Here is a 21,503-nt window from a genome sequence, read left to right on the forward strand (position 1 = left end):
GGATGAAGTCTCGCTAACCTGAGCGAATGCGGCAGTACGGACAAGCGCCCGCGCACCCCGACGAGGGCGCCGGGGTCGTCTCGCTCGTCTTCCGGGCCGGCCCGCTGATCTGCGCGCTGCGCCTCGACGAGGTGATCGAGACGATGCGGCCGCTGGAGACGCGCACCCTGGCCGGCACGCCCGCGTTCGTCCGGGGGATCACCGTGCTGCGCGGCGTCCCGACCCCCGTGATCGACGTGTCGCGGCTGCTCGGCGGCGGTTCCGGCGAGGTCGAGCGGTTCCTGGCCGTGCGCACCGAGCGCGGCGCCGTGGCGCTGGCCACCGGCGAGGTGCTCGGCATCCGCACCGTCGAGGCCGAGCCCACCGGCGGCCATCCCGCGCTGCTCGGCGGCGGCAACACCCGCCTGGTGGCCGGGGTCGGCACGCTCGGCACCGAGCCGTTGCTGCTGCTGCAGAGCATGCGGGCCGTGCCGGACGAGGTCTGGGAAGCGGCCGCCGCCGCGGGCACGCCGTCGTGAGCCGGCCGGGGCAGACCGACCGCTTCCGGGAGCTGCTCGCCCGGAGGCTGGGCTGGACGTTCGCCGACAACGACGCCCGGCAGCTGGGCGACCTGCTGCGCGACCGCGCGGCCCAGCACGGCATGCACAGCGAGGACTACCTGGCCCGGCTGGGCGCCCGGCCCTGGGACGCCGAGGTCACCGAGCTGGTCGAGCGGCTCAGCATCACCGAGACGTATTTCTTCCGGCACGGCGAGCAGTTCGCCGCGCTCCGCGAGGACGCCCTGCCCGAGCGGATCGCGGCCCGGTCGTCGCAGCGCACGTTGCGGATGCTGTCGGTGGCCTGCTCGTCCGGCGAGGAGGCGTATTCGCTGGCCATCGCCGCCCGGCAGGCCCGCCCCGACCCGGACTGGCTGATCAGCGTGACCGGCGTCGACGCGAACCCGCAGGTGCTCAAGAAGGCCGAGAAGGCCTGGTATTCGACCTGGTCGCTGCGGGAGACCCCGGACGCGGTGCGCCGGCGCTGGTTCCGCCAGGCCGACAGCGGCTACTGGGTGGTCGACGAGATCCGGCAGCTCGTCCGGTTCCAGCGCACCAACGTGGCCGAGCCGGATCCTGCCCTGTGGGGCCTCGAGCAGTACGACATCGTGTTCTGCCGCAACCTGCTCATGTATCTCACCCCGGACGTCGTGTCGTCGCTGGTCGAGCGGATGACCCGGGCGCTGGTGCCGGGCGGGTTCCTGTTTCTGGGCCACACCGACTCGCTCGGCAGCAGCCCCTCGGGTCTCGAGCTGCGCCACGATCATCACTCGTTCTACTACCGCCGCGTCGGCGGGCCCACTCCGCCGCAGCGTTCCGCCTCGCGTCCGGCCGTCAGTTCAACCCCGGTTCCCTCGTACGCCTCCCCGGCCGCCCCGCCCGTGCCCGCGTTCGACGAGGACGAGACCTACAACCGCGCGCTCGACCTGCTGCGTCAGGAGCGCTTCCCGGCCGCGCTGGAGCTGATCACCGCGCCCCGGCCGAACCCGCTGCTCGCCCGTGACCGGCTGTTGCAGGGCGTGCTGCTGGCCCAGACCGGGCGGCTCGACGAGGCGGTCGTGCTGGCCCGCCGGCTCAGCGACGACAACGGGCTCAACCCGGACGCGCATCAGCTGCTCGGGCTCTGCCTCGAGGACGGCTCCGCGGTGGCCGAGGCGGTCGGGCAGTATCGGCTGGCGGCGTATCTGGACCCGGGTTTCGCCCTGCCCCGGATGCGGCTCGGCCAGCTCGCGCGGCGCCAGGGTGACGACCGCACCGCGTCCGGCGAGCTGGAGCGGGCGCTGGACCTGCTCGCGCAGGAGGACGACCGGCGGATCACCCTGTTCGGCGGCGGGTTCAGCCGGATCGCCCTCACGGTGCAGTGCCGCTCCGAGCTCGACGCCTGCGGGGTCCGCCCGTGACCGTGCGGACGGGGACGGTCAGCCGGCGGCTGCACCGGCTGCGGGAGGACTTCGACCAGTCCTTCGCCGAGCCCGCCCGCAGCCACGACGAGGAGCATCTGGAGCTGCTCACGATCCGGGCCGGCGGCCGCCCGTACGCGATCCGGCTCTCCCAGACCTCGGGTGTGCACCCGGACCGCCCGGTCACGCCGCTGCCCGGCCCGCAGCCCGCCCTGCTCGGCCTGGCCGGGTTCGCCGGGGCCGTGGTGCCCGTCTACGACCTGGCCGCGCTGCTCGGCCACCCGGTCGCCGACGTGCCGCGCTGGCTGGTCCTGGCGGCCGGCACGCCCCAGCTCGGCCTGGCCTTCCACACGCTCGACGGGCACGTGCGGGCGGCCGCCTCCGACATCATCCGCGAGTCGGGCGACGAGGCCCGCGACGGGCGGCGGGGCAGCCTGCGCGGGCTCGTCGACCTGCCCGGCGGCAGCCGCCCGATCATCGATATCCCGGCCACGCGGGCCCTGGTCCACACGCTGGCCGGGCACGCGCAAGCTGGAGACGAGGAGAACGCACCATGATGGCCGGACGCACCTTCGGCAACAAGCTGGCCGCCGGTTTCGGCCTGACCCTGGCGCTGACCCTGCTCATGACGGCGACCTCCGTGCTGGCGCTGCGCTACGTGCTGAGCACCAAGGACAACGTGATCTCGTCGGCCCGGATCAACCTGGTCGGCGCCGAGGCGCTCAGCGCGGCCATGGAGTCGCGGATCGCCGACTACCGCGGCTATCTGCTCACCCGCAGCAGCGAATATCTCAACGGCACCAACGCCGATCGCAACCGGTTCCTCGACGAGGTGTCGCTGCTGCGCACGACGATGACCGACCCCACCTCCAAGGAGCTGCTCGAAGTCGTCTCCGAGGCCGAGGCCAAGCACGCCGCGATCCTGGCCCCGGTGATCGAACAGCGCTCCCGGATGCCTGACCTGACCAATGTGGACCAGCTCGCGGGCAATCAGCAGGTCAAGGCGGCGCGCGTGGCGGTGCAGAAGTCGATCGCCAACCTGATCGAGCGGCAGACGACCGTGGTGGACAGCCGCCGCGACGCGTCGACGAGGCGGGCCGGCGAGGCGATGTGGTTCATCGTCGGGATCGGGGCCGTGCTGATCGCGGCGGCCGCGCTGGTCGCCTGGAAGCTCAGCCGCGACCTCAAGCGGGAGGTGGGCGCCGCGGTCGGGCACATCCAGAGCTCGTCGGCCCAGCTCGAGGCGGCCGCGGCCCAGCAGGCGTCGGGCGGGCGCGACCAGGCCAGCGCGATGAACGAGATCACCACGACGATCAGCGAGCTGCTGATCACGTCCCGGCAGATCTCGGACAGCGCCCAGCGGGTCTCCAAGATCGCCGAGGACACCGCGGAGGCGGCCCGCACCGGCGACGCCACCATCGACCAGACCCGGGCCTCGATCACGGCGATCCGCACCCAGGTCGACCAGATCGTGCAGCACATGCTGGCCCTGGGCGAGAAGTCGCAGCAGATCGGCGGGGTCGTCGAGCTCGTGTCGGAGCTGGCCGAGCAGACCAACATCCTGGCCATCAACGCCACCATCGAGGCCAGCGGGGCCGGCGAGTGGGGACGCCGGTTCGCCGTGGTCGCCGAGGAGATCCGCAAGCTGGCCGACCGTACGGCGGGGTCGGCCAAGGAGATCCGCGCGCTCATCGAGGACGTGCGCGGGGCCGTGAACACGACAGTCATGGCGACCGAGATCGGCGCCAAGGCCGTGGACGCCGGCTCCCGGCAGTTCGACGACGCCACCAGCTCGTTCCGCAAGATCGCGGGGCTGGTCGCGACCACCAGCGACGCCACCCGCGAGATCGAGCTGTCGACCAAGCAGCAGACCACGGCGGTCGAGCAGGTCAACGTGGCCGCCTCGGACACGGCCCGGGTCACCCGCGAGACCGAGGCCAGCGCGGTGCAGACCCGGCAGACGGCCTCCCACCTGAGCACGCTCTCCGGCGAGCTGCTCGACCTGGTCGGCACCGGGCGTCACTGATGGCCGACCGCGATCCGCTGCGCTACTTCCGGATCGAGGCCCGCGAGCTGATCGACCAGATCAGCGCGGGGGTGCTCGACCTGGATCAGCAACCGGGCACCGACCAGGTGGCCCGGCTGCTGCGGTTCGCGCACACCCTCAAGGGCGCGGCCCGGGTGGTCAAGCAGCAGGAGATCGCGGACCGGGCCCACGAGTTCGAGGAGGTGCTGGTCCCGCATCGCGACGAGAGCCCGCCCGCCCTGCCGGCCGACGAGATGCGCGAGCTGCTGCGGCTCAACGACGAGATCGCGGGGTTCGTCGACGCGCTGTCGGGCCCGCCGAAGGCCGCACCAGACCCGGCGCCCCCGCGCGACCTGGGGCCGCCCAAACCGGTGATCGCCCCGCCGCCGCCGGTCGCGCCGACACCAGGGGCCGAGCCCGCCCCGGTCCCGGCCGCGCCGATCGACGAGCCGGCCGCCGACCGGGCCCCCGAGCGCGCCGCCACGGCCGATCTCGACGAGCTGCTGGACGCGATCGGCGAGGCCAGCTCGCGGATCGCGCCGCTGCGCGACGGCGGCCGTACGCTGGCCAAGCTGCACCGCACCGTCGAGCACCTGGGCGACCGCATGCGGGTGGGCCGCACGACGGTCACCGACGCCGCCGCCCGTACGGCGGTGCGGCGGCTCGCGGGCGAGCTGGGCGCGCTCGGCCGTCGCCTCACCGACGCCGTCGACCAGGTGGAACGCGAGCTCGACGAGGTGCGTGGCCGGGCCGAGGGGCTACGCCTGGTGCCGGCCGGGTCGATCTTCACGGCGCTGCGCCGGGCGGTCCGCGACGCCGCCGACGCCGAGGGCAAGCGGGTCCGGTTCCAGGCCACCGGGGCCGACGTCCGGATGGGCCCCAACCTGCTCAACCTGATCAACGGCGCGTTCCTGCACGTCGTACGGAATGCGGTGGTGCACGGCATCGAGGCCGAGGACCAGCGCCTGGCCGCGGGCAAGCCGGCCGAGGGCACGGTCACCGTGCACGTCGAGCGCCGCGGCCGGTACGCCGAGTTCCGCTGCACCGACGACGGGCGCGGCTTCGACCTGGCCGCGCTGCGCCGCACCGCCGAGGAGCGCGGGCTGCTGCTGCCGGGGGCCGACGCCGGGCCGCAGGCGCTGATCGACCTGGCGCTGCACGGCGGGATCAGCACCGCCCCCGGGGTCACCGAGGTGGCCGGCCGCGGCATCGGCATGGACGTGGCTCGCGACGTCGCGTTGCAGCTGGGCGGCGAGGTCTCCATCGACAACCGGCCCGGCCACGGCGCCACCGTACGGCTGGTCGTGCCATTGACCCTGCTGAGCATGAACGGGCTGATCGTGGAGGCCGGCGGGACGACCGCGACGATGCCGCTGGACGCCGTGCGCCGCTGTGTGCGCCTGGCCGCCGACGAGATGACCGCGGCCACCGCCACCGCCCGGCTCGCGCACGAGGGTGAGGTGCTGCCGTTCCTGCCGCTGGCCGGCGCCCTGCACGCCGTGCCGGACGAGGACGGGGCCGGGCCGGGCTCGGGCGTGGCGGTGGTGCTCGCGGCCGACCGGGACACCGTGGCGATCGGCGTCGACCGGCTGGCCGGCATCACCACGCTGGTGGCCCGCCCGCTGCCCGACCTGGCCCCGGCCGCCCCGGTGATCGCCAGCGTCTCGATCGACCTGGACGGCAACCCGCGGCTCGTGCTGGACGCGCACGGCCTGGTCGCCGAGGCCCGGCAGGAGAGCGCGGCGGCCCGCGGCGACACGGCCGCCGCGACCCGGCCCAAGCTGCCGATCCTGGTCGTCGACGACTCGCTGACCACGCGGATGCTCGAGCGCAGCATTCTCGAGTCGGCCGGCTACGAGGTCGACCTGGCCGCGTCGGGCGAGGAGGGGCTGGACCGGGCCCGCAGCCGCGAGTACGGGCTCTATCTGTCCGACATCGACATGCCCGGCATCGACGGCTTCACGTTCGTCGCCCGCACGAAGGCCGACCCGCAGCTGGCCCACGTGCCGGCGATCCTGGTGAGCTCGCGGGCCAGCGCGGAGGACAAGCGCCGGGGCACCGAGGCGGGTGCGGCCGCGTACGTCATCAAGGGCGAGTTCAACCAGGAGGAGCTGCTCGCGCACATCCGGAGGCTGATCCTCTGATGATCCGTGTCCTGTTGGTGGAGGATTCCGCGACCATGCGCCACCACCTGCGCGAGTCGCTCGCCGCCGACCCGGAGCTGCAGGTCGTGGGCGAGGCGACCGACGGCGGCGACGCGGTCGCCATGGTGGCCCGGCTGCGCCCCGACGTGGTGACGATGGACATGATGCTGCCCACGATGAGCGGCCTGGTCGCCACCGAGCACATCATGGCCGAGCACCCGACGCCGATCCTGGTCGTCTCGTCGGCGGACCGCCGGGAGCTCTTCAGCACGTACAACGCCCTGGCCGCGGGGGCCGTGGACGTGCTCGAGAAGCCGCGCGGCGACGCGTCCGACGCGGACTGGGGGCGGCGGCTGTGCGCGGCCGTACGGCTGGTCTCGCGGATCCGGGTGATCACGCACCCGCGGGCCCGGCTCGACGGCCGCGGGAAGCCGGCCGCCCCGGTCACGCCGGCCCCGGTCGTGCCGCTGCCGCAGGACTCGCTGCACGCCGTGGCGCTGGGCTCGTCGACGGGCGGGCCGGGCGCGCTGACCGACCTGCTGCGGGCGCTGCCGGCCGGGTTCCGCCCGCCGATCCTGTGCGTCCAGCACATCGCGGCCAGCGAGCCGTTCGCCGTGGCCTTCTCCGACTGGCTGGCCGGGCAGACGGGCCGCGACGTCAGCTACGCCCGGGACCGTACGCCGCTGGCCGCCCTGGCCGGCCGGGTGGTGCTGGCCCCGCCGGACCGGCACCTGCTGGTGCGCGAGGGCATGGTGCGGCTCAGCGACGCCCCGCCCCGGCATTCGTGCCGCCCGTCGGTGGACGTGCTGTTCGAGTCGGTCGCCGCCGAGTACGGCCCGTCAGCGGCCGGCTGCCTGCTCACCGGCATGGGCCGCGACGGCGCCGAGGGGCTGCTGATGATGCGCAACCGGGGCGCGGTCACGTTCGCCCAGGACGAGGCGAGCTGCGTCGTCTACGGGATGCCGCGCGAGGCCGCCCTGCTCGGCGCGGCGGTGCACGTGCTGTCCCCGGCCCGGATCGCCGCCCGGCTCGTCGAGCTGCAGCCCGCGGGGAGCCGGCGATGACCCACCGGGTGCTGATCGTCGACGACAGCCTGACCGTCCGGATGGACCTGCACGAGGCGTTCGAGGCGGACGGTTTCGGTACGATCCTGTGCGCGACCGGGGCCGAGGCGCGGGCCGCGTTCGCCACCGGCGAGTTCGACGTGGCCGTGCTCGACGTGCTGCTGCCCGACGCCGACGGCCTCGAGCTGCTGACCGAGCTGCGCGGGCAGCCGGACCGGGCCGGCGTGGTGACGATCCTGCTGAGCAGCGTGGACGAGGTCGCCGACCGGCTGGCCGGGCTGCGCACCGGGGCCGACGAGTACGTCGGCAAGCCGTACGACGCGGGTTACGTCGTGGCCCGGGTGCGGCAGCTGCTCGGCGACGGCCCGGATCGCACCGACGACCGCACCCAGGTGCTGATCGTGGACGACAGCATGACGTTCCGCGAGCAGCTGCGCGAGCTGCTCGAGGGTGAGGGGTACGCCGTCCTGCTCGCCCCCAGCGGCGAGGAGGGGCTGCGGATGGCCGCGGACCGGCGCCCGCAGGCGGTGATCGTCGACGGCGTGATGCCGGGCATCGACGGGGCCACGGTGATCCGCCGGATCCGGCTCGACCCGGCGCTGCGCGACACCCCGTGCATCCTGATGACGGCGGCCGACGACTACGCCACCGAGCTGCAGATGCTCGACGCGGGCGCCGACGCGTTCCTGCGCAAGCAGCAGAATCTGGCGGTCGTCCCGGCGAAGCTGAACGCGGTGCTGCGGCAGAGCTCGGAGCAGCTGCCCATCGAGGTGACGGGCAGCTCGCACGGGCCGAGCAAGGTGCTGGCCCTGACCCCGGACCGGCAGCGGCTGGCCGACCTGGCGGCGGCGCTGCAGGGCCAGGGCTACGACGTGATCCAGGTGGCCGACACCGACGACGCGCTCGACCTGCTGGGCGAGCAGCCGGTCGACTGCATCGTGCTCGGGCTGGGGCCGTCCGGCGAGCTGGGCCAGGAGGCGTGCCGGCGGATCAAGGAGGTGCCCCGGATCGGGGAGACGCCGATCGTGATGACCGGTGCCACCGACGACGACATGCTGGCCTGCCTGGGTTCCGGCGCTGATGACTACGTGCGGGCCGACTCGGCCGCCGAGGCGTTGCACGCCCACATCCGTACGCAGATCCGGCGCAAGCAGTCGCACGACGAGAGCCGCCGCATCCGCGAGGAGCTGATGCGGCGCGAGCTGGACGCGGCCGAGGAGCGGTCGGCCCGGCAGCTCGCCGAGACCCGGGCGGCGCTGGTCGAGGAGCTGGAGTGGCGCAACCGGGAGCTGGAGGCGTTCTCCGGCTCGGTGTCGCACGACCTGCGCGGCCCGCTCCAGGTGATCAGCAGCTTCGCCGAGCACATGCTCGACGACGAGGACGAGCCGCTGGGGACCGAGGCCCGGCGGCGGCTGAGCCGCATCCAGGCGGCCGCGCACCGGATGGCCGACCTGGTCGAGTCGCTGCTGATCCTGGCCCGGGCCAGCCGGGGCGACCTGCGCCGGGCCGAGTTCGACCTGACCGCCACCACGTGGTCGGTGATCGGCGAGGTGGAGGCGCGCGACCCCGAGCACAAGGTGTCGTTCACCGTGCACGAGGGCATGGGCGCCGACGCCGACGAGGGCCTGGTCCGGGTCATCCTGGAAAACCTGATCAACAACGCGGTCAAGTTCACCCGCAAGGTCGCGACGCCGGTCATCGCGGTGGGCCGGGCCGGGGACGCGTTCTTCGTGCGCGACAACGGCGCCGGGTTCCCGGCCGGCAAGGCGGGCGAGCTGTTCCGCCCGTTCGCCCGGCTGCACAGCGCCGAGGACTTCCCCGGCACCGGCATCGGGCTGACCACCGTGCACCGGGCCATCGAACGGCACGGCGGCGAGATCTGGGCCGAGGGCGAGGACGGGCGCGGCGCGACGTTCTGGTTCACGCTGCCCCCGGCGCCCGGCTCGACCGCGGCGCCGGACCGGCGGGCCCAGGCCCGCCGGCACGGCTGACGCGACTACCGCACGTAGGTGAGGCCGTCCGAGATGACCGTCGGGCGGCCCCTCGTGCCGGCCACCATGACCGAGACGGTGTGGGTCTTGCTGGTCAGCGAGCGCACCCAGAGCGTCTGGCGGTGGGTCGTCTTGGCCGCCTTGGTGTCGACCGTGCCCACCTTCACGCCGTCGACGTAGACGTAGGCGACGCCGGTGGCCGCCGTACGGGTGAAGGTGAGCGCGGCCGACGTGCCGGTGAACGTGTAGGCCAGCTTGGCGTTCTTGGCCGAAGCGGCCAGGGCCCGGCCGCCCAGGTAGCTCGAGGCGACCCGAGCCGACCACGCGCCGGTCCGCTTGGCCGCCGTCTCGGGCAGCTGGGTGACCGTACGCGAGACGCTCTTGCTGCCGGTGTTGCCGGCCCAGTCGCGGGCCTCCACCGTGTATCGCAGCGCGGCGCCCGGCTTGACCGTGGGATACCAGACCGTCGACGTCGCGCCCAGCGGCACGACGGCCGGCGCGGTGGCCCGCTGGCTGAACACCTTGACGTTGTCGGTCGCCTTGAAGGTCACCGTGGCCGGCACCGCGGTCGCCGAATAGGTGCCGGTGCGCAGCGTGACGGTCGGCCCGGTCGCGACGATCGGCGCGGTGCGGTCGCCGAACACCTTGATCGACGGGGTGACGTCGGCGGCGCCGGTGGTGTGCACGACGCGGACCGCGAACGTGTTGGCCCCGGCCGGGACGTCGATGTTCGCGGCGCGCTCGGTGCCGCCCGCGACGGTGACGACCTGGTTGTTGCGCAGGATGTCGAACCGGGCGATGCCGGCCGGGTCGCCGCCGACCGACCACGACAACCGCGCGGTCGTCCGGACGTAGTAGCTGCCCGTGGCGCCGACCAGCGGCCCGCCGGTCAGCCCGGCGATCTTCAGGTCGGGCATCAGGGCGCGGGCCCGCATGACGGTCATGAACGGGTACATCGCGTTGCCCGGGCAGGCCGTCTGGGCGGCGTCGCGGTGACCGGCCAGGCGCGGCAGGGTCTTCCCGCCCAGCTCCACGGTTCCCGAGACGGTGGAGCCGTACGCGCCCAGGCGGGCCGCCGCGAGCTGTGCGATCCGGGTCAGCGCGATCTGCGTCGGTTTGATCGTGGTGTAGTCGCCGAGCAGCGCGACGCCCACCGAGCCGGTGTTGAAGCCGGCCACGTGGGCGCCGACGACCGCCTTGGTCACGCCGCCGCCGCGGCCCTCGAACACTGTGCCGCACTGGTCGACGACGAAGTTGTAGCCGAGATCGTCGAAGCCGTCGTCGATGTCGTTCGCCATGATGCTGCGGATCTGCGACGCCGACTGCGCGCACGGCACCGCCTTGACCGCGGTGTGGTGCACGAAGACCATCTTGACGCCGTCGGGGGCGATGGCCGGCGGCGCCTTCACGCTCTTCTCGTCGGCGCCCCACCCGGCGCGCGAGACGATCGCCGGCATGGCGGCCGGCTTGACGAGAGCGGGCTGGGCCGGTGCCTTCGTGACCGGCGGCGCCGCCGGGGTGGTGGCCGGCGCCGTGGTGACCGGCGCCGTGGTGGGCCGGGTCGTCGCTTCCCCGGCCGGCCCCTCGGAGGCGGGCGGGCTCGTGTCCGGCGCCGGGCCCGAGCTGGCCGGGGGCACGGCCATCGCCGCTCCACCGCCCGTCCCGCCGCCCGTCGGGGTGTCGGGGTCGATCAGCTTGAGGCGCAGCCCGGCCGGCAGCGGCTTGCCACCGCCGTCGACGAGGCGGGCGGCGACGCCGTCGGCGGGGCCGGTCCAGATCGGCGTGGTGCGGCCACGCACCTTCGTGAGCTCGTCCGGCTGGTCGACGGCGGCCTCGGCGATCTCGAGCGACTGCCAGCCGCTCCAGGCGCCGGTGGCGGCGCTGCGGGTGCGCACCTGCACCGTGCCGGTCGGCTTGTCCTTCGGGTTCGACCAGTTCACGCCGACCATGCTGAAGCGCTTGGTGGCGCGCTGCGGCAGCCCGGCCGACGAGCCGAGCGGGGCCAGGTCGAGGGCGCTGATCGTGGTGCGCCCGGCCGGGGCCTTCGCGGCGGCGGCCGGGGCGGCCGCCGGGGGCGCCGAGGCGACCGTCTCCGGCAGCGACACCGGAACGGCCTCGGCGGGCCAGTTGAGGACGGCGATCCCGCCGCCCGCCGCGAGCACCGCCACGGCGGCGCCCACCCCTATCACCAGTCGACGTCCCACGCTGCTCCCCCGTTGATCTATGGAATCGCGCGTGAGGGTATCGAAGGGGTGCTCAGCCTGCTATCCCGAACCAGGGCCGGCAGGCGGCGAATCCGGTCACTTTCACGTCCGCGCCCGGCCAGTCGGCGGCTTTCAATCGGAAATGCTGTAGTTCGACCACGTCGCCGCCGGTGTCGACGATGTGACTGAGGCCGTTCTCGGTGTAGCCCACCCGGCGGGACACCCCGAGCGAGGCCGCGTTCGTCGTCGTGGCCGAGGTGATCGCGGCGGCCGCGCCCAGCTCGCCAAACGCGAACTGCAGCATCGCCGTCCGCATGGCCACCCCGACGCCCCGGCCGCGGGCCTCCGGCACGAGCCAGGACGCCGAATCGACCGTACGCAGGACCGGGAAGTTCTCGCCCTCCAGCGTCTGCACGCCGACGACCTGGCCGGCCCGCTCGACCACGAAGTGCAGCACCCAGGAGGCCGGGTCCCAGGTGCCCAGCGCCTTCCAGTAGCCCTGGCAGAACAGCCGCCGCTCGTTCTCGGCGAGGCTCTGCGACGGAAACAGCGCCAGCCGCGGGTCGTGCCCGACGTCGTCCGGCAGCACCGCGGCCAGCTGCGGCAGGTCGGCCTCGCGCATCGGGCGCAGCAGCACGTCGCGAAAGGCCAGCCGGAGCCCGAACAGGGGCCAGAATTCGTCCACCCCTGGTCTATAGCGGCCCGGCCGGCCCTCGCGCATGTGGTTATTCGGAGCCGAGGGCCGCCACCGGGCTCACCTTGGCCGCCCGGCGCGCGGGCAGCACCCCGGCCAGCGCGGTCATCGCGACCAGCACCAGGAACACGATCGCGAGCTGCCCGTACGGCATCGAGAACGGCGCGTTCAGGCCGAGCGCCTTCACGGCCAGCCAGGCGTACGGGACCCCGAGCACCAGCCCCACGGCGGCGCCGATCGCCCCGTAGAGCGCGGACTCGGTCGTCAGCATCGTGCGCAGGCCGCCCCGCGAGAGGCCGACCGCGCGCAGCACCCCGGACTCGCGGACCCGCTCGACCACCGACAGCGCGGTCGTGGTGCCGACGCCGACCACCGCGATCACCACGGTCAGCCCGACCAGGCCGATCGCGATGATCAGCAGCATGGTCACGTTGTCGTTGAGCTGGTCGCGCTGGTCGGCCAGCACGTCGACCCGCCACTTGCCGCCCGCCGCGACCTGCGCGTCCTGGATCGCCCGGTTGCCGTTCGTGCGGCCGGTCTCGCCGCCCGCCTTGGCGTTCGCCAGCACCCCCGAGAACGTGGCTGGGGCGCCCAGCTTGGTCAGGTCGGCCGGGTCGAGCACGGCCGAGGCGTGCAGCGGCGCGTCCCCGGCGAACTGGGCCACGACCGTCAGGCTGACCGTACGCTTGCCCGCCGACAGCTGGATCTGGTCGCCGACCTTCTTGCCGCTGTTGTCGGCGCCGAAGCCGGAGAGCACAATCTTGCCCGGCCCGAGGTCGGCCAGCGAGCCCGCGGCGAGGTCGAGCTTCCCCAGCTCGGGCAGCGCCGACATCTTGAGGTCGGTGACGGCCAGGTCCTCGGTCGCGCCCAGCTTGACCGGCATCCGCCGGTACGGGGTGACGTCGGCGAGCTCGTCGCGCTGCTTGAGCTGCTCGGCCAGCGCGACCGGAACCGGGGCCTCGTCGACGCCGAGCAGCTCGTAGTCGGCGGGCACCGACGCGGCCAGCTCGCGGTCGGCCAGCTCCCGCAGCGACGCCCCGCCGACCAGCGTGCCGGCGATCAGCGTGACGCCGAGGGCGACCACGACCGAGACGGCGGCGGCCCGGCGCGGGGCGGCCCCCACTCCCCCGGCGGCCAGCCGGCCCACCGGGCTCGACCGGCGCAGCGGCCAGCCGATCAGCGCGAGCACCGGCCGCACCAGCACCGGGCCCAGCGTGACGAGCGCGAAGAAGGCGAAGGCGCCCGAGGCGACCAGCGCGAACAGCATCGGCTGGACCCGGTAGTCCTCGTCGTTCGGGGCGGGCAGGTTCGTGATGATGTAGCCGGCCGTGAGCGCGGCGCCGAGCACGAGCACGATGCCGGCGGCCCAGCGCACCTTGCCGATGTCGCGGCGGGCGCCGGTGGTGCCGGAACCGCGCAGCGCCTCCAGCGGCGACACCCGCGAAGCCGAGACGGCCGGGGCGAGCACGGCCACCACCGTCAGGAAGACGGCGAGCAGCACGGTGAGCAGCGCGGCCGGGATCGGGAAGCCGGGCGACGAGATGTTCTTGCCGAACCAACCGGCCACGACCGGGAGCAGATGGCCCGCACCGAGCGCGATCACCACGCCGGTCAGACCCGTGGCCAGGCCGGTCAGCGCGCCCTCGACGGCCAGGGCCCGGATGATCGAGCCCCGGCCGGCGCCGACCGCCCGCAGCAGGGCGAGCTGCCGCATCCGCTGGGCGAACACGATCCGGAACGTGGACGTGGCGACCAGGCCCGCGGCGACCACGGCGATCGCGACGAACATGGCGATCACGGCGAAGATCGTGTTGACCTCCTCCGCGACGGCTTCGGCTTCCTCGAGCCTTACGGTGGCGCCGTCCTGCACCTGCGGGCGCTCGCCGGACGGGATCTTGGACTTGGCGAACACGGCGTTGACCTTGTCGATCACCGTGGCCGCGTCGGCGCCGGGGGCCAGGCGCACCTCGATCCGGTTCAGGAAGTCGTAGCCGCCCAGCTTCAGGATCGCGCTCGTGGGGGCGTACGCCTGGAAGCCGTAGTCGTCGCGGACCTGCACGACGCCGACCACCGTGAGCTTCGACGGCGCCAGGGGCTTGCCGTCCTCGTCGTAGCGGATCTGCGCGTTCACGGTGCTGCCGGTTTTGATGCCCATCCGCTCGACCGTGCGCGGGGTGACCGCGATCTCGCCCGGCTTCGACGGGTAGCGGCCCTCGCTGACCGTGGCCATGGCCAGCGGGCCGGTGCCGGGGTCGCCGAGCAGGGACAGATATTCGCCGCCGACCTGGGTGCCGTTCTCGACGCGGCCGATCGCCTCCTCGACGCCGGCGATCTTCTGCACCTGGGCGAGCTCGGCCGAGGTGACCGTGCCGTTCTGCACGACCACGGCGGCCGCCTCGGGGGTGCCGCTGAGACCGTTGAGCACGCTGCGCTCGGTGATCTGCTGCGCGAGCACCGTGGCGTACACGACGAACGAGACGACCAGCACGGCCAGGCCGGTCAGCAGCAGGCGGGACGGGCGGCGGGCGACGCCGCGGAGCTGGGTGCGCAGCACACTCATCGCGCGACCGCCAGGCTCTGCAGGGCGTCGGTGACCGAGGCGATGTCGGGGCGGTCGAGCTCGCCCGCGACCCGGCCGTCGGCCAGCAGCACGACCCGGTCCGCGTACGCGGCGGCGCCCGGGTCGTGGGTGACCATGACGATCGTCTGGCCCAGCTCGCGTACGGAATTGCGCAGGAACAGCAGCACCTCGGCGCCGGACCGGGAATCCAGGTTGCCGGTGGGCTCGTCGGCGAAGACCACCTCGGGCCGCGACATCAGCGCCCGAGCCAGGGCCACGCGCTGCTGCTGGCCGCCCGAGAGCTCGCCCGGACGGTGCCCGAGCCGGCCCGTGATGCCCAGCGTCTCGGTCAGGTGGGCGAACAGATGCGCGTCGGGCTTGCGGCCGGACAGCTCGAGCGGCAGCGTGATGTTCTGCTCCGCGGTGAGCTGCGGCAGCAGGTTGAACGCCTGGAAGACGAACCCGATCCGCTCGCGGCGCACCTTGGTCAGCACCTTGTCGCTCTGCTTGGTCAGGTCGGTGCCACCCAGCAGGGCCTGCCCCGAGGTGGCCGTGTCGAGACCGGCCAGGCAGTGCATCAGCGTGGACTTGCCCGACCCGGACGGTCCCATGATCGCGGTGAACTGGGCCCGGGCGAACCCGACGGTCACCCCGTCCAGCGCCCGTACGGCGGTGTCCCCGCTGCCGTAGACCTTGACCAGGTCCACGGCGGCGACCGCGGCCAGCGTGTCCACGCTCTGCGTCAGCATTATCTGTCTCCCACTCGAATGCCCGTTTTCTTCGAGGCAGATCATGGGCGCAGCCGACCGGCCGGCACATCGGCCGCGGGCCAGGCTCGTCACGGGCGGTGAGTCTGTCTTTCGGCCGATGGGACACCCCCTGACCTCGCATACGCTGGGTGACGATGCAGAACAACCCGAACCGGATGGTGCTCCGCCGCATCGCCCAGCTCGCCGCGCTGGGCGCGATGGCGCTGCTCGGCATCTTCGACGTCGCCCAGGGGCTGGCCGGCAGCGGCGAGCTGCTGGGCCTGATCAAGGTCCTGCTGGCGGTCGCGGCCGCCGCGGTCTGGCTGCCGGTGCACCGGCCGCGCTCCACCCGGCTGCCCAAGGCGGCCATGGCGGTCGCCGGCTTCTCCCTGCTTATCACGCTGGGCTCGGCGGCGGTCGCGGCCGGCGGCTCGACGTACGGGGCCAGCTGGGGTCTCGCCGAGTCGGCGGCGCTGCTGGGCGTCTGCTACGTGGTCGCCCGGCACTCCACCGCCGGTCTCGGGTTCACCGCGCTCATCGTGGTCGGCGCCGCAGTCAGCTTCATGCCGCTGCGGGCCGGGCAGGACGCCGCGTACGTCATCTTCGGCCTGATCCAGGCGCTGGCCGCCGCGGCCGCCATCGGGCTCGGCATCTACCTGCGCATCATCGAGAGCTCCCGGCAGCGGGCGTTCGACGCCGTACGGGCCGAGCAGCGCGCCGAGTTCGCCCGCGACCTGCACGACTTCATCGCCCACCACGTGACCGGCATCGTCGTGCAGGCCCAGGGGGCGAAGTTCATCGCCGAGCAGGACCCGCAACGGGTGCTGCAGGCGCTCGACCAGATCGAGCAGGCCGGCGCCGAGACGATGGCGTCGATGCGGCGCATGGTGGGCGTGCTGCGCGACCCCGAGTCGAAGCCCGACGCCCCGCTGGCCCCGGTGGCCGGCGTGCACGAGCTGGGCCCGCTGCTCGACCAGTTCACCTCGGCGGGCAGCATCAAGGCCCGCATGCATCTCGACGGCGAGCTCGACGGGCTGCCGGTCGAGGTCTCCACGTCGGCGTACCGGGTGGTGATGGAGGCGCTGACCAACGTGCGCCAGCACGCTCCCGCGGCCACGGCGGCCGACGTCTGGATAAGGCGTACACCCGAGTGGTTGCTGGTGCGGGTGGCCAACGACGGCGTGGTTCCGGCCCGCACGCCCGCGCCCCGGGAGCGGGCGGGGTACGGTCTCGTGGGCCTGACCGAACGGGTCCGCGCGGTCGGCGGCCGCATCTCGGCCATGCCCGGCATCGAGGGCGGCTGGGTCGTCGACGCCGCGTTCCCGATCGACCCGAGGACGACCACATGATCCGCGTACTGATCGCCGACGACCAGGCCATGGTCCGTACGGGCTTCGGCATGATCATCGGCGCGCAGCCCGACATGGAGGTCGTCGGCGAGGCCAACGACGGCGTCGAGGCAGTGGCGATGGCCCGCAAACTCAAGCCCGACGTGGCCCTGCTCGACATCCGCATGCCCAAAATGGACGGCCTGGAAGCGCTGCGCCTGCTCTCCGGCCCCGGCGTCACCGACCCGGTCAAGGTAGTAGTGGTCACCACCTTCGACCTGGACGAATACGTGCACCAGGCCCTCCGCAACGGCGCCGCCGGCTTCCTGCTCAAAGACTCGGGCCCGGCCCTGCTGGTCGAGGCCGTACGAGCCGCGGTCTCGGGCGACGCCCTGATCAGCCCCTCCATCACCGTACGGCTGCTCGAGCACCTCTCCCCGCCCGCGCCCTCCAACGACGACGGCGGCCTCTCCCCGCGCGAACTCGACGTGGTGCGCCTGGCCGCCAAGGGCCTGACGAACGCCGAGATCGCCGCCCAACTCTTCATCTCGATCGGCACAGTCAAAACCCACGTCGGCAGCGTCATGACCAAACTCAACGCCCGCAACCGCGTCGAAATCGCCGCCTGGGCCTGGGAACGCCGCCTCCTCGGCTGACGCAGAGGCCCGACATTCACCACTCACCCACCTCCAGCGGCCGGATGAGTTCCGGCCGCTGGTAATACCCGACGTTGGCCCGCACAGTGGTCCGGACCAGCGCCTCGAAGAACCGATTCTTCTTGACGCCGACCTCTTTAAGAAAATCAAGCTCGGACACCGCCTTCGCGGCTCCCTCGGTTCCGTAACCCCAGCAACCGGCCAAGATGAGCACCTCGGTCCTCCGGCCGTTGGACAGCGGGTTAGGCAGACGAACGAGAAGGCCGTAATCGAGAACCCACTCGTCGTCCGCTCCCTTGCGCGGCGCGTAGTACCGGTCCGACCGGGTGTCTCTGATGGCGACTTCATGACTCTTGAATCCTGGAACGGTCAACTTAAGTACCTGATCGTAATGTTCCAACGTATCCCTAGTGATCTTGTTCGCGTCGGGCCCACCCAGCAAGAGAAGATCACGTTCGAGGTGTTCTGGCGCCAACGCTTCCGCCGAGCGCACATCCACGCGGCACCCGATAGCTTCCAGCTCACGCTGGAGGGTGATCAGGGCCATGGCGTCGCCCATCCCGACCAGGCCCGACGGCTCCCAGCGGCCCAGGGCCGCAGGGTCTTGGGCGCCGATGACGACGGTCACCCCGCGAGTTGCCATCCCACCCCAGAAGCGGCGTGACCGTCGCTCGCGCCGCCAGCGCTTGAAACGTGCCACGCTCCAGGCTGCGGCCGCACCGATCGCGGCGGCGACCAGATTGATGACTACGTCTCGAACATCATCCATGCGTTCCCCCTCGCCCGGTCTCTGACGGACAGCCGGGGGCCTGACCGTTCAGTAGGGTCAGAGGGCATGGGACGAGGATTGGTGCCTTACCTGTGCTGCCCTGACGCTGCGGCGGCGATCGAGTTCTACGTGTCCGTGTTCGGGGCGACCGAGGTGCAACGGTGGACAGCCGACGACGGGCGGATCGGGCACGCCGAGTTGAGCCTGGCCGGGGAGCCGCTTTTCCTCGCGGACGAGCATCCCGAGATCGGCGTGCGCGGTCCGCTGACGTACGGCGGCACGCCGGTGTCGTTCGTGCTCGGCGTGGCCGACCCGGACGCGATCGCGGCCAAAGCCGTGGCGGCCGGCGCCACCGTCGAACGACCGGTCGCCGAGCAGGATGACGGTTCCCGCGCGGGCTGGATCATCGACCCGTACGGGCATCGGTGGAACCTGCAGAACCGGGGTGTCGAGCTTCCGGTCGATCAGCTGCGCGAGCGGGTCGGCGGCAAATACACCATCACCGAGTGACCGGCCGGCGACGGCGGCGGAGTGCGACGATCGCCAGGCCGACACCGAGCAGGGCCGGGATGCCGATCAGGAGCGCGGAGTCGAGGCGGCTGTTCGCGTCGGGCTCCAGGTGGGTCTCTTCGAGGATCAGGGTGTAGGCGAGCCAGCCACTGACGACGATGAGCAAGAGGGCCAGTGCTGCCAGGGTCTTGTGCCGCATCAGGCGAGGGTAATCCAGTAGCGCTTGACCGTGAACGCGCCCGTGGTGCGGGTGTCCTCGTAGGCGCCGCCGTGGGATTCGATCACGCGGGCCGAGGCGACGTTCGTCGGGTTGCAGGTGATCAGGACGCGGTCGAGGCCCAGCGCGCGGGCCGCCTGCAGCGTTTCCCCCAGCGCCCACGAGGCCAGGCCCCGGCGGCGGGCCGAGGGGCGGATGCCGTAGCCGATGTGGCCGCCCACCTCGAGCAGCATGTCGTTCAGCGTGTGCCGCAGCGAGATCGAGCCCAGGTAGTCGTCGTCCTCGACGATCCAGCGGTACGTGCAGTGCACCCAGTCCGCGGCGGGCGGGATCGTCTCGTCGGCCTGGGCGTGCAGGTCGGCGACCCAGGCCGCGAACCCGGGCTCGGAGTCGACGTCGTCGGTTTCCCGTACGCCGTGGCCGTCCATGTGGGCGCCGGGCGGCCACTCGTCACGGGCGGCGAGCCAGGACTTGTGCAGGGTGACGGTGGGCGGGACCAGCAAAGGCATGCCCAAGACGCTAAGGCATGCGCGACCGCGCCCGATCTGCACCTGGTGACCGACATTCACGAGGTTCTCGACCGGCGCGCGGTGACCACCCTCTTCCAGCCGCTGGTCGAGATCGCCTCGGGCCGCGTGCTGGGCTACGAGGCGCTCAGCCGGGGGCCGGCGGGCAGCCCGTGGGAGACGCCGGCCGCCCTGTTCGGCGCGGCCCGGCAGTTCGGCCGCGAGAGCGAACTCGACTGGATCTGCCGGGCCCGCGCGTACGAGAGCGCGCTCGCGGCCGGGCTGGACGAGGGGCTGAGCTGGTTCGTCAACATGGAGCCGGCCGCCGCCCGTACGGCGTGCCCGCCCGATCTGGCGCCGGTCGTCGAGCGGGCCGAGCGCCGGCTGCGGGTCGTCACCGAGATGACCGAGCGGGCCATCGCCGTCGACCCGTCGGGGCTGCTCTCGGCCGCGGCGGCGTGCCGGGCGGCCGGCTGGGGCGTGGCGCTCGACGACGTCGGGGCCGATCCGATGTCGCTGGCCCTGATGCCGTTCGTGCATCCCGACGTGGTCAAGCTCGACATGGCGATGCTGCGCGCGCCGGGCGACCCGCACACCGCCCGGGTCGTGGCGGCGGTGGCGGCCTACGCGGAGGCGAGCGGCGCGGTCGTGCTGGCCGAGGGCATCGAGACCGAGCAGCATCTGGCCGTGGCCCGCACGATGGGCGCGACCGTCGGGCAGGGCTGGCACTTCGGGCGGCCGGCGCCCCTGGCCGGGCCGGACGGCGCGAGCGCCTCGCTGCCGCTGATCACGCCGCCCCGCAACGGTGTGCGCACCCCCTTCGGCATCGTGGCCGGCCGTCGACCCGTGGCCCGTACGACCAAGGCGCAGTTGATGCCGATGAGCCGCCACCTCGAGGCCCTGGCCGCCGACGGGGGCGAACCCGCGGTGCTGCTGGCCTGCTTCCAGGACGCCCGGCACTTCACGCCCGCGACCGCACGCCGGTTCGCCCGGATCGCGCTGAGCAGCCCGCTGGTGGCCGCGTTCGGCACCGGGCTGAGCGACGAGCCCGCCGTGGGCGTGCGCGGGGCCTGCCCGGGCGACGACGACACGCTGTGCGGCGAGTGGAACGTGATCGTGGTCGGCCCGCACCGGGCGGCCGCGCTGGTGGCCCGGGACCTGGGCGATCGCGGCCCCGAGGGCGAGCGGCGGTTCGATTTCGCCCTCACGCACGACCGCGCCCTGGTGGTGGAGGCCGCGCGGTCATTGCTGCGCTGGCTCGCCCCCGTGCGTACGCCGGAACTGCTGGTGGGTTGAGAAATAGCGGACGACGGCGAACCACAGCAGCGCCAGGGCGACCGCGTTGAGCACCAGGGACGGGTCGGAGTCGGCGCCGCCGATCGGCTCGTTGCCGGCCAGCGCCGTGAACGGGCGGGCCGCCTGGAGCAGCAGCAGGAGGACGGCCACGATGGTGATCGGCAACGCCACCACGGTCGCGGCGAGTGCCCGCGGTCCCGCCCACGGCCGGCGCCACACCACGATCACGGTCGCGGCCGGCACGAGCAATGCGAACGACAACCACAGCGGCGCGCCCGGGACGAGAGCCGACGCCGGCAGCACGACGACCACGGCGGTCGCCCACCAGCGGTAGCCGGCGACCGTCAGGCAGAACGCGGCCGCCGCCATCAGCAGCGCGAGGGCGGCCACGCGGGACGGGCCCAGCTGCGGCTCGGTGTCGCTGGGTGACTCCAGCCGGGCGACGAAGCTCGCGGCGAACACGCAGGCCAGCGCGACCCAGGTGAGCCCGCGGCGGCGGCCGGGCGGGCGGCCGAACAGCGCGATGACCCCGGTCAGGATCAGCCCGGCGGTCACGGTGACGGCCGTCCGGATGGCGCCGCCGGGGTCCATCCGGTCGAGGGCGAGGTCGGCGCAGAGCCACACCATGCCGGTGGCGACGGCCGTGCCGCTGCGGGTGACCGCCCACAGTGCGGCGGTCACGGCGAGGATCGCGCTCCACCGGACGTCGCGCGCCCAATAGGAGTTGTTCTCGGCGAGCTCCCAGAAGACCGACCCGGGCTCGCAGAGCGGCTGCAGAACGGCCATCCCGTACGCCCACAGGGCCGCCCCCGCCCATGCCACGGCCCCCGCCATCACCCGCGTGATCACCGGG

The 21,503-nt window shown here is 73.2% G+C and carries 19 protein-coding genes; 11 read left to right on the plus strand and 8 right to left on the minus strand.

The features are described 5' to 3' along the window. Positions 1 to 26: 26 nt before the first annotated feature. The 7 genes from JKJ07_RS33640 to JKJ07_RS33670 are packed head-to-tail and all read left to right on the plus strand — an operon-like array spanning position 27 to position 9,161. Positions 27 to 518, plus strand: a complete 492-nt coding sequence (locus JKJ07_RS33640; RefSeq protein ID WP_202995930.1) for a chemotaxis protein CheW — start codon at positions 27 to 29, stop codon at positions 516 to 518. Beyond that, on the plus strand, positions 515 to 1,936 hold the full coding sequence (locus JKJ07_RS33645) for a CheR family methyltransferase (RefSeq protein ID WP_202995931.1): 1,422 nt from the start codon (positions 515 to 517) through the stop codon (positions 1,934 to 1,936). The genes JKJ07_RS33640 and JKJ07_RS33645 overlap by 4 nt, the downstream gene beginning before the upstream one ends. Further along, the gene (locus JKJ07_RS33650; protein WP_307834540.1) at positions 1,933 to 2,493 is read left to right on the plus strand and encodes a chemotaxis protein CheW; all 561 of its coding nucleotides are present in this window, start codon (positions 1,933 to 1,935) and stop codon (positions 2,491 to 2,493) included. Before JKJ07_RS33645 ends, JKJ07_RS33650 begins: the two co-directional genes overlap by 4 nt. Next, positions 2,490 to 3,962, plus strand: a complete 1,473-nt coding sequence (locus JKJ07_RS33655; protein WP_236030294.1) for a methyl-accepting chemotaxis protein — start codon at positions 2,490 to 2,492, stop codon at positions 3,960 to 3,962. Before JKJ07_RS33650 ends, JKJ07_RS33655 begins: the two co-directional genes overlap by 4 nt. Continuing rightward, positions 3,962 to 6,106, plus strand: coding sequence for a hybrid sensor histidine kinase/response regulator (locus JKJ07_RS51320; RefSeq protein WP_202995932.1), 2,145 nt, complete (start codon positions 3,962 to 3,964; stop codon positions 6,104 to 6,106). The genes JKJ07_RS33655 and JKJ07_RS51320 overlap by 1 nt, the downstream gene beginning before the upstream one ends. Further along, positions 6,106 to 7,170: a chemotaxis-specific protein-glutamate methyltransferase CheB gene (gene cheB, locus JKJ07_RS33665; protein ID WP_202995933.1), complete on the plus strand. Its 1,065-nt coding sequence runs from the start codon at positions 6,106 to 6,108 to the stop codon at positions 7,168 to 7,170. Before JKJ07_RS51320 ends, cheB begins: the two co-directional genes overlap by 1 nt. Then, complete coding sequence (locus JKJ07_RS33670) at positions 7,167 to 9,161, plus strand: response regulator (protein ID WP_202995934.1); 1,995 nt, start codon at positions 7,167 to 7,169, stop codon at positions 9,159 to 9,161. Before cheB ends, JKJ07_RS33670 begins: the two co-directional genes overlap by 4 nt. A gap of 5 nt (positions 9,162 to 9,166) precedes the next feature. Here the strand turns inward: JKJ07_RS33670 and JKJ07_RS51945 are convergent, their stop codons facing one another. Genes JKJ07_RS51945 through JKJ07_RS33690 form a run of 4 tightly spaced genes read right to left on the minus strand, consistent with a single transcriptional unit; the run spans position 9,167 to position 15,368 of the window. After that, positions 9,167 to 11,365 carry an N-acetylmuramoyl-L-alanine amidase gene (locus tag JKJ07_RS51945; RefSeq protein ID WP_202995935.1) on the minus strand — a complete coding sequence of 733 codons (2,199 nt, stop codon included), beginning with the start codon at positions 11,363 to 11,365 and terminating at the stop codon, positions 9,167 to 9,169. A 52-nt stretch (positions 11,366 to 11,417) separates the two neighbouring features. After that, positions 11,418 to 12,050, minus strand: coding sequence for a GNAT family N-acetyltransferase (locus JKJ07_RS33680; protein WP_202995936.1), 633 nt, complete (start codon positions 12,048 to 12,050; stop codon positions 11,418 to 11,420). 40 nt (positions 12,051 to 12,090) lie between these two features. Then, positions 12,091 to 14,619 carry an ABC transporter permease gene (locus JKJ07_RS33685; RefSeq protein ID WP_202995937.1) on the minus strand — a complete coding sequence of 843 codons (2,529 nt, stop codon included), beginning with the start codon at positions 14,617 to 14,619 and terminating at the stop codon, positions 12,091 to 12,093. After that, a complete protein-coding gene (locus JKJ07_RS33690; RefSeq protein WP_202995938.1) occupies positions 14,616 to 15,368 on the minus strand; it encodes an ABC transporter ATP-binding protein in 753 nt (250 codons plus the stop codon). Before JKJ07_RS33690 ends, JKJ07_RS33685 begins: the two co-directional genes overlap by 4 nt. A 155-nt stretch (positions 15,369 to 15,523) precedes the next feature. Here JKJ07_RS33690 and JKJ07_RS33695 point away from each other — a divergent pair, with 155 nt between their 5' ends. Next, positions 15,524 to 16,717, plus strand: coding sequence for a sensor histidine kinase (locus tag JKJ07_RS33695; RefSeq protein ID WP_202995939.1), 1,194 nt, complete (start codon positions 15,524 to 15,526; stop codon positions 16,715 to 16,717). Then, positions 16,714 to 17,352, plus strand: coding sequence for a response regulator (locus JKJ07_RS33700; RefSeq protein WP_202995940.1), 639 nt, complete (start codon positions 16,714 to 16,716; stop codon positions 17,350 to 17,352). The genes JKJ07_RS33695 and JKJ07_RS33700 overlap by 4 nt, the downstream gene beginning before the upstream one ends. 16 nt (positions 17,353 to 17,368) lie before the next feature. On the opposite strand, the gene JKJ07_RS33705 is transcribed toward JKJ07_RS33700, so the two are convergent. Next, positions 17,369 to 18,121: a hypothetical protein gene (locus JKJ07_RS33705; protein ID WP_202995941.1), complete on the minus strand. Its 753-nt coding sequence runs from the start codon at positions 18,119 to 18,121 to the stop codon at positions 17,369 to 17,371. 66 nt (positions 18,122 to 18,187) lie between these two features. Between JKJ07_RS33705 and JKJ07_RS33710 the strand changes: the two genes are divergently transcribed. Further along, positions 18,188 to 18,631: a VOC family protein gene (locus JKJ07_RS33710; protein WP_202995942.1), complete on the plus strand. Its 444-nt coding sequence runs from the start codon at positions 18,188 to 18,190 to the stop codon at positions 18,629 to 18,631. Here JKJ07_RS33710 and JKJ07_RS33715 read toward each other — a convergent pair. Then, positions 18,621 to 18,830 (minus strand): hypothetical protein, encoded by a 210-nt coding sequence (locus JKJ07_RS33715; RefSeq protein WP_202995943.1) that lies wholly within the window; start codon positions 18,828 to 18,830, stop codon positions 18,621 to 18,623. The two genes, JKJ07_RS33710 and JKJ07_RS33715, sit on opposite strands and share 11 nt — an antisense overlap. Then, complete coding sequence (locus JKJ07_RS33720) at positions 18,830 to 19,357, minus strand: GNAT family N-acetyltransferase (RefSeq protein WP_202995944.1); 528 nt, start codon at positions 19,355 to 19,357, stop codon at positions 18,830 to 18,832. The genes JKJ07_RS33715 and JKJ07_RS33720 overlap by 1 nt, the downstream gene beginning before the upstream one ends. Before the next feature lie 45 nt (positions 19,358 to 19,402). Between JKJ07_RS33720 and JKJ07_RS33725 the strand changes: the two genes are divergently transcribed. After that, a complete protein-coding gene (locus tag JKJ07_RS33725; protein WP_202995945.1) occupies positions 19,403 to 20,650 on the plus strand; it encodes a sensor domain-containing phosphodiesterase in 1,248 nt (415 codons plus the stop codon). On the opposite strand, the gene JKJ07_RS33730 is transcribed toward JKJ07_RS33725, so the two are convergent. Then, the gene (locus JKJ07_RS33730) at positions 20,597 to 21,499 is read right to left on the minus strand and encodes a hypothetical protein (RefSeq protein ID WP_202995946.1); all 903 of its coding nucleotides are present in this window, start codon (positions 21,497 to 21,499) and stop codon (positions 20,597 to 20,599) included. The genes JKJ07_RS33725 and JKJ07_RS33730 overlap by 54 nt on opposite strands. Between the last annotated feature and the right edge of the window lie 4 nt (positions 21,500 to 21,503).

Origin of the sequence: Paractinoplanes lichenicola (genome assembly GCF_016785085.1) — a bacterium.
Classification (GTDB): domain Bacteria; phylum Actinomycetota; class Actinomycetes; order Mycobacteriales; family Micromonosporaceae; genus Actinoplanes; species Actinoplanes lichenicola.